General features: G+C 66.8%; 11 protein-coding genes. 2 read left to right on the plus strand and 9 right to left on the minus strand.

The window, feature by feature from the left end; translation table 11 throughout:
* Positions 1-19: 19 nt before the first annotated feature.
* From groES to KFK14_RS01950, 3 genes are all read right to left on the minus strand, one after another.
* A complete protein-coding gene (groES, locus tag KFK14_RS01940) occupies positions 20-307 on the minus strand; it encodes a co-chaperone GroES (RefSeq protein ID WP_070157557.1) in 288 nt (95 codons plus the stop codon).
* A 265-nt stretch (positions 308-572) separates the two neighbouring features.
* Positions 573-2,189 carry a ShlB/FhaC/HecB family hemolysin secretion/activation protein gene (locus tag KFK14_RS01945; RefSeq protein WP_212609672.1) on the minus strand — a complete coding sequence of 539 codons (1,617 nt, stop codon included), beginning with the start codon at positions 2,187-2,189 and terminating at the stop codon, positions 573-575.
* Between the two features lie 91 nt (positions 2,190-2,280).
* The gene (locus KFK14_RS01950; protein WP_212609673.1) at positions 2,281-3,273 is read right to left on the minus strand and encodes a hypothetical protein; all 993 of its coding nucleotides are present in this window, start codon (positions 3,271-3,273) and stop codon (positions 2,281-2,283) included.
* 215 nt (positions 3,274-3,488) lie between these two features.
* On the opposite strand from KFK14_RS01950, the gene sppA reads away from it, so the two are divergent.
* A complete protein-coding gene (gene sppA, locus KFK14_RS01955; protein WP_212609674.1) occupies positions 3,489-5,372 on the plus strand; it encodes a signal peptide peptidase SppA in 1,884 nt (627 codons plus the stop codon).
* Between the two features lie 14 nt (positions 5,373-5,386).
* The gene (locus KFK14_RS01960; RefSeq protein ID WP_212609675.1) at positions 5,387-5,941 is read left to right on the plus strand and encodes a GNAT family N-acetyltransferase; all 555 of its coding nucleotides are present in this window, start codon (positions 5,387-5,389) and stop codon (positions 5,939-5,941) included.
* Between the two features lie 130 nt (positions 5,942-6,071).
* Here KFK14_RS01960 and KFK14_RS01965 read toward each other — a convergent pair whose 3' ends face one another.
* The 6 genes from KFK14_RS01965 to KFK14_RS01990 form a co-directional block, all read right to left on the minus strand.
* The gene (locus tag KFK14_RS01965; RefSeq protein WP_212609676.1) at positions 6,072-6,707 is read right to left on the minus strand and encodes a trimeric intracellular cation channel family protein; all 636 of its coding nucleotides are present in this window, start codon (positions 6,705-6,707) and stop codon (positions 6,072-6,074) included.
* A 239-nt stretch (positions 6,708-6,946) separates the two neighbouring features.
* Positions 6,947-9,409, minus strand: coding sequence for a glycoside hydrolase family 3 protein (locus KFK14_RS01970; protein WP_212609677.1), 2,463 nt, complete (start codon positions 9,407-9,409; stop codon positions 6,947-6,949).
* A 22-nt stretch (positions 9,410-9,431) separates the two neighbouring features.
* Positions 9,432-10,712 (minus strand): cation:proton antiporter, encoded by a 1,281-nt coding sequence (locus KFK14_RS01975; protein ID WP_212609678.1) that lies wholly within the window; start codon positions 10,710-10,712, stop codon positions 9,432-9,434.
* 7 nt (positions 10,713-10,719) lie between these two features.
* Positions 10,720-12,045 carry a sugar MFS transporter gene (locus KFK14_RS01980; RefSeq protein ID WP_212609679.1) on the minus strand — a complete coding sequence of 442 codons (1,326 nt, stop codon included), beginning with the start codon at positions 12,043-12,045 and terminating at the stop codon, positions 10,720-10,722.
* 31 nt (positions 12,046-12,076) lie between these two features.
* Entirely contained in the window at positions 12,077-14,392 is a 2,316-nt protein-coding gene (locus KFK14_RS01985; RefSeq protein ID WP_212609680.1) for a beta-glucosidase, read from the minus strand.
* Entirely contained in the window at positions 14,389-15,945 is a 1,557-nt protein-coding gene (locus KFK14_RS01990; RefSeq protein ID WP_212609681.1) for a tryptophan halogenase family protein, read from the minus strand. The genes KFK14_RS01985 and KFK14_RS01990 overlap by 4 nt, the downstream gene beginning before the upstream one ends.
* Between the last annotated feature and the right edge of the window lie 137 nt (positions 15,946-16,082).

Raw genomic sequence — 16,082 nt, forward strand, 5'->3', positions numbered from 1 at the left:
AACGGAATGAATTTGCTGATCAGCCGACAATACCCAGAATGTCGGATTCCTTCATGATGATCAGGTCTTCGCCGTCGACCTTGACCTCGGTGCCGGACCATTTGCCGAACAGGATCTTGTCGCCAGCCTTGACGTCCAGCGGGGTCACCTTGCCGTCTTCGCTCTTGGCGCCGGAACCGACGGAGACGATCTCGCCTTCCTGCGGCTTTTCCTTGGCGGTGTCGGGGATGATGATGCCGCCGGCGGTCTTTGCCTCGGCTTCGATGCGGCGGACCAGAACACGGTCATGCAGCGGACGGAATGCCATATGGATTGCCTTTCCCTTCGATGAGGGAGCGGTTATCGGCGGACGAGATTGACGGAGACCGTGCCCCGCAACTCTCCCGGCTTTCCCCTGCTCCCAATGAACTCTGTTTTGTTAGCACTCCCCGGTCGAGAGTGCCAGCGCGCCTCATATGGCCCATCGGCGGAGGCGGTCAAGGGCGGGGAGCGGAAAAAATCCTCTGAGTCCACCCGGATGCGGTGTCCGTGCCCGGAATAGGGACAGGTCGTTACCAGATGATGACCGGCCCTCACGATCGCAGGGAGAGTTTCCAGCCGATCGAGAATCGCCAGCGGCGGTCATAGCCGGGATAGGGATCGTTGAAGGGCCGGGCGGCCTCCAGATCGAGCCTCACCTTGTCCTTCAGGGCGAAGCGGATGCCGCCACCGGCCGATCCCAGCGTGAAACCGGTCCGGGGGAAAGGGCCGCGCTGAAGGATCGTCACCTTCGCCATATCCGCGAAGCCGTACAGTTCGGTCCCGGCCAGATTGCCCTTGGGCAAAGGCCGCCAGGCAAGCTCCGCAAGGCCGGCCACCCCCCGGTCGGCATTGATCAGGGCATTTTCGAAGCCCCGGCCGAAGTCGGGTCCGCCGACGGAAAAGCGTTCGGCGGCGGGCAGGCGGTCGCGGCTCCATTGCCCGCTGCCGCGCAGGCGAATGGCGGCGCGCCTGCCGATGGCGCGATCGGCCCCGGCGCGCAGGTTGACCTTCAGGAAGTCCGTTTCCGCGAAAGGCGCATCGACCCGCGCGCCCACTATATCGAGGCCCTTGCTGATGCTCGCGCTGCCGGACAGGCTGAGGCGGCCGGTCGACTGGCCATAGCCAGCGGCAACCCGCGCCGCGCGTGTCCGCTCCGATGCGATCAGCGATCCCAATGCGGCATTGTCGCTGTCGATGCCGTCGATCGCGGCGCTAAGGGTCAGGTTGCGCTTATAGGCGCGGATGACCGGCCAGGAGAGGGTGATGCCCGCCGTCTTGGCCTTGCCCCGGATCAGGCTGTTTTCCGGCCGGGTTTCCAGATAGCCGCCGGACAGGGAAAGCCGCATCCCGTCCGCGCCGACCGGCGTTGAATGGGTGAGGCCGATATAGCGGTAATCCCGCAGATCGACGGCGGAGGCGACCGCAAGTTCGGTCGAGTCGCCGTCGCGCAGGCCGCCATAGAGGCGCGCGGTCGCCTGAACTTGTCCGTCCCTGACCAGCGTGGTCGTGCGGTTGTCGAAGCCGAAGGTCAGGGTGGGTTTGCCATAGTCGAGTTTCAGGATCAGCCGGACGCCGCCCTTCCCCTGTCCGGATTGCAGCGAGGCGTCGACCTTCAGCCCCGGAATGTCGCGGATCAGCGAGAGATAGCGTTCGAGTGTCCGGCGGCTGGTGGGCCTTTCCCGAGTCAGGCGGTCGGCATAGGCCTTCACCAGCGTCAGCGGCCTGCCCTCCACCTCTCCGGTCAGGATCACGGCCTCCACATGCCCCTCCGCCACGGCCACGCGCAGGTCGCCGGACGACAGATCCTGATCAGGCACGACGATAGTGAACAGCGCCACGGCCGACCGGCCATAGGCGGCGGTCATGGCGTCCACGAGGCGCTGCAGGGCCGGCCGGTCGGCGGGGCTGCCGATGAATTTGCCCGCTGCGGCCGCCACGATCTGCGGAACCTGCGTGCCCTCAAACCGGATGGAACGGATGGGAACGCCCGTGGCGGCGGCATCGATGCGGGTCGCCGAATTGGGCAAGGCAGCAGGCGGCTGTCTGTTGTCGTCCGGCGCGGTGACCGGCTGGTCGCGGTCCAGCCGGTTGCGGTCGATGGGCGTGCTGGTCTGCGCGAACGCCGTCCACGACCATAGCAATGCCGCAGCCATGACGGCGTAACGCATAATTACCCCTTTCCCTGCAAAGCCGGTCTGCGCGTTCATCTGCGCGGGCGCCGTCCGTCGGATGGCGGCGCCCGCGCAGCCCCAAAAGCCCTTAATGGCCCGTATTGAGATTACCGGTCAGGCTACCCGTCAGATTGCTGGTCAGCCCGGCCGACACATTGCCGAGCGCGCCGGTCACGCCATTGACCACGCCGCCGACTGCGCCCAGCGGCGCGGTTGGCGTTGCGGGCGCGCCAGGCGTGCCGCCGCCGGTCACGCCGCCAAGCACATTCTGCACGACGCCCAGGGGCGCGTTGCCGCCTGACCCCGGCGTCAGGGCGCCGGTCACGCCATTCACGACACCGCCGACCGCCGCGACCGCGCCGCCGCCCGGCGTTCCGCTGCCATTGGTCCCAGGTTGCAAGGTGACGAGTTGCCCGCCGCTGGCCGCGCCGACCGTCAGCAGGCTTCCCGCCTGCTGATTGGCGGACAGCGCGCTGACGCCGATCAGCGGCGATTGGCCGGAGCTTCCGAGGGCGCGGGCGTTGCCAACGGTCAGGTTGACCAGATCGCCCGGCGCGGCCGTCAATCCGTCGACCAGATATGCTTCGCCCCTGCCGGTCTGGACCAGCGCTTGCCCTGTATTCTCGATAACCCTCGCCACGGTGCCGGTCAGCGGGATTGCGCCCGGCGTGGCGGCGTCGACGACATCGACCAGCCGGGTTGCGGCGCTGCCGAGCGAACCGACGGTTTCCCCGGCGCTGACCAGCACGCCAGAAGCGGCGGGCAGGGTGTTCGCGGGATCGCCGGTATTGGCGAGCAGGCCGGTGCCGGCCACGCCCTCCGGCCCGACCAGTCCTCCCGTCGCCAGAGCGCCGGCCGAACCCAGGCTGAGACCGCCGGATGCGCCGGCCGAACCCGTGGCTCCGGTGGCGCCAGTGGCTCCGGTTTCGCCTTGCGGTCCCTGCGGCCCGGCGGGTCCGGGCGCGCCCTGCTGCCCGACGCTGCCTACGCGCATCGATCCGCTGGACTCGCAGGCGCTCAGGCTCAGCATGGATGCGACCGCCAACAGGGACGGCGCAAATATTTTCGAATGGATGATCATGACAATTTCCTCACTCATCGCTGCGCCGCTCCAGCAACACAGACGAGGGAGAAGAAAACATGTTCCTGACTATTTGGTCCTGCCCGGACCCACTGTTAGTTGTTGTTAATTAACCTGGATTTTTACTCAATATTTACTATGAAAATGCGCTCCATTGCGGTTGTCCCGGTCACGCACTAATTGTTCAGCGAAATTCACCCGGCGGAGACCGTTTCTTGGCATTCCTGAAATCAGCATGGCGTATTTTGGTCGGGGTGAAGGACGCGCTGGTCCTGCTGTTCATGCTGCTGTTCTTCGGCCTGCTCTACGCCGCTTTGTCCTTCACGCCCAAGCCGGTCGCCACCGTGTCCAAGGGCGCGCTGCTGCTGGACCTGAAAGGCGTGATCGTCGAGCAGCCGCAGGAGGCGGACTCGCTCTCCTTCCTGACCAGCGCCGGACCGGAGATGAAGGAGTTCCGCCTGCGCGATATCGTCGCGGCGCTGGAGGCGGCGCGGACGGACGGCAAGGTGAAGGCCGTGGTGCTGAACCTGGACGGCTTCATGGGCGGCGGGCAGGTGGCGCTGTCGCGGGTCGGCGCGGCGATGGACGCGCTGCGCGCCGCGAAGAAGCCGGTGCTGGTCTATGCCACCACCTATACCGGCGACAGTTACCAGCTAGCCGCGCATGCGGGCGAGGTGTGGCTCAATCCCTATGGGCAGGTGTTCCTGCCCGGTCCGGGCGGGTCGCAGCTCTATTATAAGGGGCTGATCGACAAGCTGGGCGTGAACGCCCATGTCTATCGCGTCGGCACCTATAAGAGCTTCGTCGAACCCTATACCCGCACCGACCAGTCGCCGGAGGCGAAGAAGGCCGATCAGGCGCTGGTCGATGCGCTGTGGCAGGACTGGCAGGACGAGGTGACGAAGGCGCGCCCGGCGGCGAAGCTGGCCCCCTATGTCAACGATCCGGTGAAAGTCGTGCAGGCGGTGGACGGCGACGTGCCGAAGGCGGCGATGGACGCGGGGCTGGTCGACACGCTGGGCGATGAGGCGGCGTTCGGCGCCCGCGTCGCGCAGATTGCGGGCGAGGCGCCGGACGGCAGGCCCGGCGGCTTCGCGGCGATCGACCTTGCCGCCTACGCCAAGTCGCATCGGCCCGCCAATAACGGCCAGATCGGCGTCGTGACCATTGCGGGCGAGATTGTCGACGGCGAGGCGGGGCCGGGCACGGCGGCGGGCGACACGATTTCCGGCCTGATATTCGACGCGCTGGCCGAAAAGGACCTGAAGGCGCTGGTCGTGCGGGTGGATTCGCCGGGCGGGTCGGTGCTGGCGTCGGAGAAAATCCGGTCCGCCATATTGGAGGCGAAGAAGGAAGGGCTGCCGGTCGTCGTGTCGATGGCCAATGTGGCGGCGAGCGGCGGGTATTGGGTGTCGACCCCGGCCGACCGCATCTTCGCCGAACCCGGTACGATCACCGGATCGATCGGCGTGTTCGGCGTGCTGCCCAGTTTCGAGGGCGCGCTCGCGAAGATCGGCGTCACCAGCGACGGCGTGCGGACCACGCCGCTGTCCGGCCAGCCGGACATGCTCGGCGGGTTCAGCCCGGAGTTCGACACGATTGCGCAGGCGGGCGTCGCGCAGATCTATACCCGCTTCGTCGGCCTGGTCGCGGAATCGCGCAAGCGCACGCCGGAGGAGATAGACGCCATTGCGCAGGGCCGGGTGTGGGACGGCGGCACCGCGCGGCAGAACGGGCTGGTCGACCAGTTCGGCGGGCTGGAGGATGCGATCGCCGATGCAGCGAAGCGCGCAAAGATCGATCCCGCCAAGGCGCGGCCCTATTATATCGAGAAGGAGCCGGACATGCTGGCGCAGTTCGTCCAGAACCTGCTCGACGACAGCGGCCAGGAGCAAGTGAAGATTCCCGCCGACTGGCTGGGGCGGCAGGCGTTCCTGCAGCGGATGTGGGCGATGCAGGCGGTGCGCGACGTGCGCGGCCTGATCGAGGGCAGCGCGGTGCGGGCGGCCTGCCTGGAATGCGCCGCCTATGGCCCGCCCAAGGTTCCGAGCCGGGCGGAACAGCGGTCCTTCATGGCGATGCTGCTAAGCTGGCTGTGACGGCGGCGGGGCATATGCGCAGGGTGCGCCCGGCGGATGCGGCGGCCATTGCCGGCATCTACCGCCCCTATGTGCTGGAAAGCCGGGCGACGTTCGAAATCGATCCGCCGTCGGCGCAGGACATCGCCGCGCGCATCGCGAAGGTGGAGGGGCGCTATCCCTGGCTGGTCGCGACTGACGGAGAGGGGGCGGTAACCGGCTATGCCTATGCGATGGCGTTCCGGGAGCGCCCGGCCTACCGCTTCGCCGTTGAGACCAGCATCTATCTCGCGGCATCGGCGCAGGGGCGGGGCACAGGCGCGGCGCTCTACGGCCTGCTGCTCGACATCCTTGCGGCGCAGGGGTTCGTCCATGCCATCGGCGCGCTGACATTGCCCAATCCGGGCAGCGTCGCCCTGCACCGGCGGATGGGGTTTGCCGAAACCGGCGTCTATGAACAGGTCGGATACAAGCTTGGCCAATGGGCGAGCGTCGGGCTGTTCCAGAAAAGCCTCAACCCGCTGGCCGATCCGCCTGCCGAGCCTTTGGCGCTGGAGATGGTGCCGGCTTGGAAAGCGGTTTCCTGCTGAGCGCCTGCACTAGATTGAAATCGTTCAACCTCCGTTCGGGCTGAGCCTGTCGAAGCCCTGCACTTTCTGCGAAGTAAGGACAGCCCTTCGACAAGCTCAGGGCGAACGGTTCATATCTGGAGCGCTTTGTCTATGACCCTGCCCTGTAGGGCGGCAGCGCCAGTCCCCGCGCTATCGCGGCGGCGCGCAGGGCGAAGCCCGCGACAGAGGCTATCGCCGCGGCCAGCGGCAGGGCCATGCCCGCCCAGATCAGCAGCACGAACAGCCCGGCGGCCAGCGTGGCGGCCGTCACATAGAGTTCCGGCCGCAACAGGATCGACGGCTCCCCCGCCAGCAGATCGCGGATGATGCCGCCGACGCAGCCCGTGACCACGCCCATCATCGCCGCGACGAAGGGGTGGATGCCGAAGGATAATGCCTTGGCCGCGCCGAACACGGCGAAGGCAGCGAGACCCACCGCATCGAGCCAGTCGAGCGCGCGGGCGCTCCACCATTTCTGCGGCGTGATCCACACCAGCAGCGCTGCGATCATGCAGACCATCGCGGGCACAGGATCGATCACCCAGAAAACCGGCGCGCCGATCAACAGGTCCCGCACCGTGCCGCCGCCTGCTCCGGTCACGAGGGCGAAGAAGGCGAAGGTGATCAGGGTCAGGCGAAGCCGCGCCGCCGCTAGCGCGCCCGACGCCGCGAATACGAAGGTGCCGACCAGGCTCAGCGCCTCCAGGACTATGCCGATGTCGGGGACGGGGAGAGGGGCTGCCATGTGTCGGGGTTTAGACTTTGTGTGGTTCTGGCGGAAGCGTGTTCCTGCGGAAGCAGGAACCCAGTTCTGACGTCTGGACTGGGCTCCTGCGTTCGCAGGAGCACGCTGTTGCATCCGCGCAAGATCAGCCCGCGCAATAAGCTTCCATTGTCCGTCGTCCCCGCGCAGGCGGGGACCCCGCTATCTTTCGGTGCCGCGAGGAAGCGGGACCCCTGCCTGCGCAGGGGTGACGGAGGTGGTCAGTCGCCGCACTTGCTCATGGGCATGCTGACATAGTCGAGCTTCACGTCGGAGACGGAGAGGGAGAGCGGCGCGGTGCCATCCAGCACGAAGGGCGAGGCAATGGCGGCCATGTCCGCGCCGCGCGTGGCGAAGCATTGGAGGGGGACGGCGAGGGTCTGCCATTCGCCGGGCTTTGCATCGGCAAGGGTCTTGGCGATGGCGACCGATGCGGTCTTGCCGCCGCTGCGGACGCCGATGGTCACCGGGCCGGTGGGTTTTGCATCGACGCGATAGTCCATGACCAGGCTGATCTCGCCATTGCTTTCGCGGCTGAGGTCGATGGGCTTGGGCGCGGTGATCGCCACGGCGCCAGCGGCGTTCCAGGTGAAGCGTTTGGAATCCTCCTGCGCGCGGCGATCGACATTGGCCTGAGCGACCTTGCCCGCGTCCAGCGTCCAGCCGGTGGGCAGGCGGCCCTTGCCGAAGAACATGCCGGGCACGCCCTCCGCCATGCCCGCCGGGCGGGTCTCGTCAAGCTGCCCGACCTTGCCGGGCGCGGCGTAGCTGAGGCCATAGTCGTATGCGAACAGCGGATCATAGCCCGGATCGCGGCGGTTGAGGACATATTGGTCCGGGCGCTTGGGCCAGGAGAAAGTCAGCTTGCCGCGGAAGTCGTGGTTCACGCTTCCGTCGGGCTTCGTGAACAGGACGTCTGCGATGCCGCCGCCCTCGCTGCCCGGCAGGAAGGCCGCGACGAACGCGTCCGAGGCGTTGAGTTCGGCATTCACCCACAGGGGCCGGCCGGAGAGGAAAACAGCGACGACAGGGATGCCCGCCGCCTTCAGACGGCGCAGCATGTCGCGGTCGGTGGTGTCGCCGGGGCTATATTCCAGGTTCGGGCGGTCGCCCTTGAACTCGGCATAGGGCTGCTCGCCGAACACGACGATGGCGGCGTCGGGTTTCTTGGTGAAACTGCCATCGGCGGAGTAGCTGGCGGTGCCGCCGCCCGCCTTCACGGTTTCCTCGATGCCCTGCCAGATGGATTCGGCGTTGGGGAAGGCGGAGTTGGGCACGTCCGCGCCCTGCCAGGTGATCGACCAGCCGCCCGCCTGCTGGCTGATGCTCTGCGCTGCGGGTCCGGCGACCAGGATATCGGCGCTGGGCTTCAGGGGCAGGACGCCCTCATTCTTCAGCAGGACGAGGGATTCGCGCACGGCCTGACGCGCGACGGCGCGGTGGTCGGGGGAGCCGATGACGTCGAACTTGCCCGCCGCCGCGCGCGACGAGGGACGGCCGCGATCGAAGGTGCCCGCGCGGAACTTGACGCGCAGGATGCGGCGGACGGCATCGTCGAGGCGTGCGGCGGGAATCGTGCCGTCCTTCGCCTCGCGCAGGGTGTTGTCGTAGAGGTCCTTCCACTTCGGGCCGGAATACATGAACATGTCGAGGCCCGCGTTGATCGCCTGCGGGCAATCCTCATTGGAGCAGCCGGTGACCTGCCCGTGGCTGTTCCAGTCGCCGACGACAAAGCCGTCGAAACCCATGCGATCCTTCAGCACATCGGTCAGCAGCGACTTGTTGCCGCTCATCTTCTCGCCGTTCCAGCTTGAGAAGCTGGCCATGACCGATTGCGTGCCCGCCTCGATCGCGGCGGGATAGCCGCCGAGATGGACATCGCGCAGGATTTCCTCGGAAACGCGGGTGTCGCCCTGATCCTTGCCGCCGGTGCCGCCGTCGCCCAGGAAATGCTTGGTGGTGGCGATGAGGTGAGTGGGGGAGAGGAAGTCCTTCGTGCCGACCTTGCCCTGCACGCCCTCGATCATCGCGCCGGCATAATCGGCGGCGACCTGCGGCTCCTCGCCATAGCTTTCATAGGTGCGGCCCCAGCGGTCGTCCTGCACCACGGCCAGCGTCGGCGCGAAGGTCCAGTCGAGACCGGCGGCGGCGGTCTCCAGCGCGGTGATCTCGCCGATCCTGCGGATCAGGTCGCGGTCGCGCGCGGCGCCCAGGCCGATATTGTGCGGAAACAGCGTCGCGCCGACGATATTGTTGTTGCCGTGGACGGAATCGGTGCCCCAGATGATCGGGATCTTCGGGCCATTGTCCGAGCGCTTCATGGAGGCGTCATAATATTCGTCGGCCAACTGCATCCATTTGGCGGGGGAGGCATATTCGTCGTCATAGGGGCCGGAGTTGCCGCCGTTGAGGATCGATCCGATCTTGTAGGTCTCGACATCGGCGGGCTTGATCGATCCGATGTCGACCTGGATGATCTGGCCGACCTTATCCTCGACCGACATCGCCTTGAGCAGCGCGTCGATGCGCTTCTCAACCTTCGGGTCGCGCTTCGGCTGCGCCTTCACCTGCGGCCAGAGGGCGGGGTTGGCGATGGAGGCGGCGGGTTGTTGAGCCATAGCACTCCCGGCGATCAAGGCGGTGGCGAGGGTCAGCAGCGAGGCGCGCGAAAGGCTGGTGGTCATGTCATCTCCTATGGGCGCGGGTTCATGCCTGCGCGCGTCTGGTTGCGGGATTGGGGGCGGATGCGAGCAGGGCTCGCAGGATCGGGCCGGTCATGACCGTGGTGACGACCGCCATCACGACCAGGATCGTGAACATGGATTTGGGCAGGAAGCCGAGATCATAGCCGATATTGAGGACGATCAGCTCCATGAGGGCGCGGGTGTTCATCAATGTGCCGAGCATCATGCTGTCGCGGTGCGGCAGGCCATTGGCGCGGCCTGCGAGATAGACGGGCACGACCTTCGCGGCGATGGCGGCAAGGCAGACGGCGGCGAGCCAGAACAGCTCCGGCCCGCTTGTCAGGCCGAGCAGGTTGGTGCGCAGGCCCGTGAAGGTGAAGAAGATGGGGAGGAAAAACACCAGCACGAACTGACCGACCTGATTATGCCATGCCTCCACCAGCGCGCGGTGGCGGTGGAACAGCAGGCCCGCCGCAAACCCGCCGAAGATTGCGAAGATGCCGAGCGCATAGGTGCAGATGGCGAGCGCGAACATGATCGCGAGGAGGATGGCGAGGAGGTTGGGCGGGATATGCCCGTCCCGCACCGGAAAGCGCGCGACGAGGCGGTCGGCGAGCGGCGCAGCGAGGAAGCGGAGGGCGAAGATAAAGACCAGCAGGCCGCCCAGATGGGTCAGCAGATACTGGCCGGAAAGCTGCGCCGTGGCGAAGGCGGAGATGCAGGCGAGCAGCACCCAGCCGACGACATCGTTCACCGCCGCCGCCGAGATGGCGATGATGCCGACATCCGTCTGCGTCAGGCCATATTCCTTGAGGATGCGGCCAAGGATCGGGACGGCGGTGATCGCGACGGCGACGCCGCAGAACAGGCTGTAGACGAGCGGGTCGATGCCGGGCGCGAGGGTCGCCGCCGATAGCCTGCCGATGCCGAAACCCACCGCGAAGGGCGCGAGGATGGAGGTCGCCGCAACGAACAGGGTGGTCTGCCGCAGGCGGGGGAGGCGCAGGCGGCCATATTCAAACTCGCTGCCGATCTGGAACATCAGCAGGATGAGGCCGATCTGGCTGAGGATCGTGATCGCCGGTTCCGGCTTCGCGCCGAACAGGGCGAGCGACGCGCCGGGGAAGAAATGCCCGAACAGGGAAGGGCCGAGCAGCAGGCCCGCAACGATTTCGCCGACGACGCCGGGCTGGCCCATGCGCCGGAACAGGCTGTGCATCAGCCGGGCCGCCCCGATCATCACGATCAACTGGAGCAGCACCGTGAAAAGGAGCTGCTCCGTCTGGTGGATCGAGGCGGTCATGTCGACATTACAGGACGGCCGGTCCTGTTTCCGATCCGGCGACGGCGTCTATCGGCGCGACCGGCTTTGTCGCGAACAGGCCGAAGATCAGGATCAGCGCATAGGCGATGGCCGGGACGATCAGGGCGATGCGCAGGGTGGAGATGTCCGACACCCATCCGGCAAGTGGCGGCAGGATCGCGCCGCCCACGATCGCCATGCAGATGACGCCCGATCCGTCCGCGGCGCGGCGGCCAAGCCCTTCCGACGCCAGGGTGAAGATGGTCGGGAACATGATCGAGTTGAACAGGCCGATGGCGATCAGCGCCCAGCCCGAAACCGCGCCGGTGGTGGAGGCGGAGACGGCGAGCAGCAGGATCGCGACGCCTGCCACGGTGGCGAGCACCTTGCCGGGCGAGAACATGCGCAGGATGGCCGAGCCGATGAAGCGGCCGACCATCGCGCCGCCCCAATAATAGGCGACCAGCTTGCCCGCCGATTCCTGGCTGATGCCGAGCGTATCGGTCTGGATGAGGAACAGAACAAGCAGGCTGCCGATCGTCACTTCCGCGCCGACATAAAGGAAGATGCCGAGCGTGCCGAAGCCGAAGCGCGGGCGCTTCAGCAGGCCGAAGGCGGCGGCGACGTTCATCTTCTCCGCCTTTTCCTCACGCAGCTTGTTGCGCTGGGACCAGACGGCGGCGGCAACGACCAGCAGGGCGATGGCGATGCCGATATAGGTGTGGACAACGACGCGGGCCTCCTGCGCGCGGAACGCGTCGAGCGCGGCGCCGGTCAATGTCGCTGGGTCGACGGTCGCCAGCGCGCCGAGGATCAGGATCGATCCGACATAGGGGAAGATGGTGGTGCCGAGCGAGTTGAACGCCTGCGCGAAGGTCAGGCGGCTGGACGCGGTTTCCGGCTTGCCCAGCATGGAGATGAGCGGATTGGCGACGACCTGGACGATGGTGATGCCGCTGGCCAGCACGAACAGCGCGGCGAGGAAGGCGACGAACAGGCTGGACGAAGCGGCCGGGATGAACAGCAGGCAACCCGCCGTCATCGTCAGCAGGCCGACCACCGCCGCGCGCATATAGCCGATGCGGTGGACAATCGCGGAGGCGGGGATGGAGATGAGGAAATAGGCCGCGAAGAAGGCGGACTGGACCAGCAGCACCTCCGCATTGGAGAGGGTGAACAGGTCCTTGAGCTTCGGGATCAGCACGTCGTTCAGGCTGGTGATGCCGCCGAACACGAAGAACAGCGCGAAGACGAAGCCGGCGAGGCCGCCGGCCGCCTGTGCGCCTTGGGTGGTGGTTGCGCCGGTGTGGCCCGCGCCGGGTGTCATCGCCATGTCTGTGCTCCGCTCCGCATAAGGGTTCAGGTCACGGCTTGATCGACTGGGCGTCGAGTTGTGCCGTACCGCTGAGCACCGTGTCGCCTGCGAAGCGGCCTACGGCAACAGGATATGTGCCTGCGTCGAGCTTCCACCCCGGCGCGGCCTCGTCGAAACGGGCGATGACGCGCGGATCGACGGTGACGGAAACGCGGGCGGTTTCGCCCGGCGCGAGGGTCACTTTGTCGAAACCGGCGAGGCGGTAGCTCAATGCGCCCGCCGCGCTTTTGCCCTGCACATAGACCTGCGGCACGTCCGCGCCCGCGCGCTGGCCGCTATTGGTGACGTCGAAGCTGACGCGCAGGACTTTGCCGCCAGTGACCGACAGATTGGCGTAGCGGAAGCTGGTGTAGGTGAGGCCGTAGCCGAAGGGAAAGAGCGGCTTCTGCTTCTTCGCCGCGTACCAGCGATAGCCGACCTCTGCCCCTTCCTGATAGTCTACGGGGAAGGGCTTAACCCCGGCGCTCTGGCCGTAATTGGTGGTGTCGCCGGCATCCCGGCGGGCCTCGGCGGCGTGCAGTTCGCCGAGACCCACCGGCTCCGGACGCGGCGCCTGAGCGGCGCGCGTCGGGAAGGTGATGGGAAGGCGGCCGGACGGCGCGACCTCCCCGAAAATGATATTTGCGATGGCCTCGCCCCCGCGCTGGCCCGGATACCATGCTTGCAGGATCGCCGGGACCTTGTCCACCCAGGGCATCAGCACGGGACCGCCGGTCTCCATCACCACCAGCGTCCTTGCGTTGGCGCGGGCGACGGTTTCGATCAGGGCGTCCTGATTGTCCGGCAGGGCCATGCTTTCGGGGTCCTGCGCTTCGGTGAACCAGGCCCAGGCAAAGACGATCGCCATGTCCGCGCCCTTCGCGGCGGCCGCCGCCGCCTTCGGATCGGAGCCGTCGATATAGGTGACCTGCGCCTGCGGTGCCATTGCCTGGATCGCCTTCAGCGGCGAGGAGGCGTGCCATGTGATACGGGCGAAGGAAGCGGCCTGCCCCTTCGTCAGCGGAATTTCGACCGGCGCGCCGCCGACGGACCGGACCTGTGACGATCCGCCGCCCGACAGCACGCCAACGTCGGCATGCGCGCCGATAAGGACGATCTTCTTCGCGGTCTTGGCGAAAGGAAGCAGGTCGCCGTGGTTCTTGAGCAGGACAATGCCTTCCTCCGCCGCGCGCTGGGCGACGTCGGCATGGGCGGCATAGTCGATGACCTGGGCGGTGTCCGGCACGGGATTGTCCATCAGGCCCGTCGAAATGACGCCGTAGAGGATGCGGCGGACCATATCGTCGAGACGGGCCATCGGGATGCGGCCAGCCTTCACGGCGTCCGCGAACGGCTGGCCGAAATAGATGGCCATGTCGAGTTCCTGACCCGATTGCTGGTCGAGGCCGGTGATCGCGGCCTTCTCCGTCGAGTGGACGGCGCCCCAGTCGGACATCACCCAGCCCTTATAGGCCCAGTCCTGCTTGAGCACGGTGTTGAGGAGCCAGTCATTCTCACAGGCATAGTCGCCATTGACCTTGTTATAGGCGCACATGACGGAGCCGGGATCGCCGATTTCATTGGCGATCTGAAAGGCGAGCAGGTCGCTTTCGCGCAGCGCAGCCTTGTCAATGCGGGCGTCGAGGACGTGGCGGCCGGTCTCCTGGGAGTTGAGCGCGAGATGCTTGATGGTCGAGACGATATGGTTGCTCTGGACGCCGCGGATATGCTCGCCCGCCATCACGCCCGCGAGCAGCGGGTCCTCGCCCAGATATTCGAAATTGCGGCCGTTCCACGGATCGCGGGTCAGGTTGACGCCGCCCGCGAGCAGGATGTTGAAGGTCTTGGCGCGCGCCTCCGCCCCGATCATCGCGCCGCCTTCATAGGCGAGGCGGGGGTTGAAGGTGGCGGCGGTTAGGATGCTGGCCGGGAGCGCGGTGGCGGTGTCGCCCTTGCGCTGCTCGATCTGGTTGGCGACGCCAAGGCTGGCATCGCTCTCGCGCAGGGTGGGGATGCCGAGGCGGGGGACGCCGGGGATGTGGCCTGCGGACGGGATCATGGCGATGGGCGGATTGGGCTTGGCCATCGGCGGGAAATAGCCGTGGATGATCGCCAGCTTCTCCTGCAGCGTCATCGCGGCGACGAGGTCATCGGCGCGGGCGGAGGCGGAGAGGGCGCGGTCGGACGCGGCGGGGGTGCGGGCGGCGGCCTGAGAGATGGCGTGAGAAGCGGCTGGCGAGGCGGCTTCCTGGGCAAAAGCGGGCGCGGAGAGGCTAGACCCGATCATCAGGCTGGCGAGGAGGAGTGTCTTCGTCGGGGATGTCATCGGAATGCCTTGCTGGTGATGGTCGCGGCCGGGCGGGCGTGGAAATGATCCAGCAGCGCACGGTGATCGGGAAGGTTGGCGAGCGCTCCGGGGGAGGCGGCCTTGACGCGGGCGAATGCCTGTTGCGCGTCGCGCGCACCGGGATAGCGGGCGGCGCCTGCCGCGAGGCGGGTGTGGAAGCCCATGCCGTAGAGGATGTAATGATAGCTTGGCGGCAGGAACGTCTCCAGATCGACCGTGAAGTCGAAGCGGGACGGCGGCCGGGTGCGCCACTGCGCCAGCATGTCGCGCAGGGAGTCCGGGATCGAGGCCGGATCGGCATTGTCGCGCCAGTATGCGGTGTCGATGCGGCGGGTGATGCAATAGTGCAGCTTCAGGAAATTGACGATGCGCGCGAACCGGCCCGCCATATGGCTGTTGAAGGCGCGGGCGGCGGCGTCGCGGGCGTCGCGGTCGCCGGGGACGAGAAAATCGCCGATCATGCGCAGGGCGCTTTCGATCAGCATGATGCCGGTCGATTCCAGCGGCTCGAAGAAACCGGCGGAGAGGCCCACGGCGGCGCAGTTGCCGATCCATTGCTGGTCGCGATAGCCGGTGGCGAAGCGGAGCTGGCGCGGGGTCAGCGCATCTCCCTGCGTCCCGACATAGCGGCGGAGCGTCGCCTCCGCCTCATCATCCGAGCAATGGCGGCTGGAATAGACATAGCCCACGCCGCGCCGTTCGGTGAGACCGATGTCCCAGGTCCAGCCCGCCTCATGCGCGGTGGCCAGCGTATAGGGGCGGACGGGCGTGTCGGCGGCGGGATAGGGCACCTGCATCGCCAGCGCGCGGTCGTTGAACAGCGTGTCGCCGCAGGAGGTGAAGGACGCGCCGAGCGTCTCCCCGATCAGCAGCGCGCGGAAGCCGGAACAGTCGATGAAGAAATCGCCGCCGACCCTGCGGCCGTCGGACAGGATGAGCGAGGCGATGTCGCCGTCCGCCTGCTTTTCGACCTGGGCGACGGTGCCCTCGATCCGCTCCACGCCCGCAGCGACGGAGATGTCGCGCAGATAATCGGCGAAGCGGGCGGCGTCGAAATGATAGGCATAGTTCATGGGACCGGAGAAATCCGGGTCCTGCATCAGCTTGGGGGCCAGCCCCGCGCGGATCACCCGTTCCTGCACGGTGACGGCGTCGGCCCATGACGGGCGCTGCGCGCTGTCGTCCGCGATCCAGTGGGGGAGAAGCGCCTCATCCTCGCCGCCGATCGGCAGGTTGAAGGGATGGAAATAGGAATCGGCGCCGTCCGCCCAGCCGTTGAACAGCACGCCCTGCTTGAAGGTGGCGTTGGCGCGGACGAGAAATTCCCGCTCGCTGATGCCGAGATTGGCAAGGGTCGAACGGATGGTGGGGAAGGTGCCCTCGCCCACGCCGATGATGCCGATCTCGCTGGATTCGACCAGCGCGATATTGGGCATTTTCAACGTGCGGGAGAAATAGGCGGCGGCAAGCCATCCGGCCGTGCCGCCGCCGAGGATGACGACCCGACCAGGGGAGAAGGTGTCGGTCGTCATGGGGAAACTCCTTTGCTCATGCCTTTGGGGCGATCACTTCGGATTGGACCCCCTCCGTTCGCCCTGAGCGAAGTCGAAGGGTTCGGCCGAGCGTAGCGAGGCACTTCACTGCGTTCAGTGGAAGGCTTCGACTTCGC

The sequence above is a fragment of the Sphingobium phenoxybenzoativorans genome (genome assembly GCF_018286635.1).
GTDB classification, from domain to species: domain Bacteria; phylum Pseudomonadota; class Alphaproteobacteria; order Sphingomonadales; family Sphingomonadaceae; genus Sphingobium; species Sphingobium phenoxybenzoativorans.

Excerpts from the sequence above, each read along its gene's own strand:
- groES (WP_070157557.1), bottom strand. The coding sequence starts at position 307 with ATGGCATTCCGTCCGCTGCATGACCGTGTTCTGGTCCGCCGCATCGAA.
- KFK14_RS01945 (WP_212609672.1), bottom strand. The coding sequence starts at position 2,189 with ATGCGTTACGCCGTCATGGCTGCGGCATTGCTATGGTCGTGGACGGCG.
- KFK14_RS01950 (WP_212609673.1), bottom strand. The coding sequence starts at position 3,273 with ATGATCATCCATTCGAAAATATTTGCGCCGTCCCTGTTGGCGGTCGCA.
- KFK14_RS01960 (WP_212609675.1), top strand. The coding sequence starts at position 5,387 with ATGCGCAGGGTGCGCCCGGCGGATGCGGCGGCCATTGCCGGCATCTAC.
- KFK14_RS01965 (WP_212609676.1), bottom strand. The coding sequence starts at position 6,707 with ATGGCAGCCCCTCTCCCCGTCCCCGACATCGGCATAGTCCTGGAGGCG.
- KFK14_RS01970 (WP_212609677.1), bottom strand. The coding sequence starts at position 9,409 with ATGACCACCAGCCTTTCGCGCGCCTCGCTGCTGACCCTCGCCACCGCC.
- KFK14_RS01975 (WP_212609678.1), bottom strand. The coding sequence starts at position 10,712 with ATGACCGCCTCGATCCACCAGACGGAGCAGCTCCTTTTCACGGTGCTG.
- KFK14_RS01980 (WP_212609679.1), bottom strand. The coding sequence starts at position 12,045 with ATGGCGATGACACCCGGCGCGGGCCACACCGGCGCAACCACCACCCAA.
- KFK14_RS01985 (WP_212609680.1), bottom strand. The coding sequence starts at position 14,392 with ATGACATCCCCGACGAAGACACTCCTCCTCGCCAGCCTGATGATCGGG.
- KFK14_RS01990 (WP_212609681.1), bottom strand. The coding sequence starts at position 15,945 with ATGACGACCGACACCTTCTCCCCTGGTCGGGTCGTCATCCTCGGCGGC.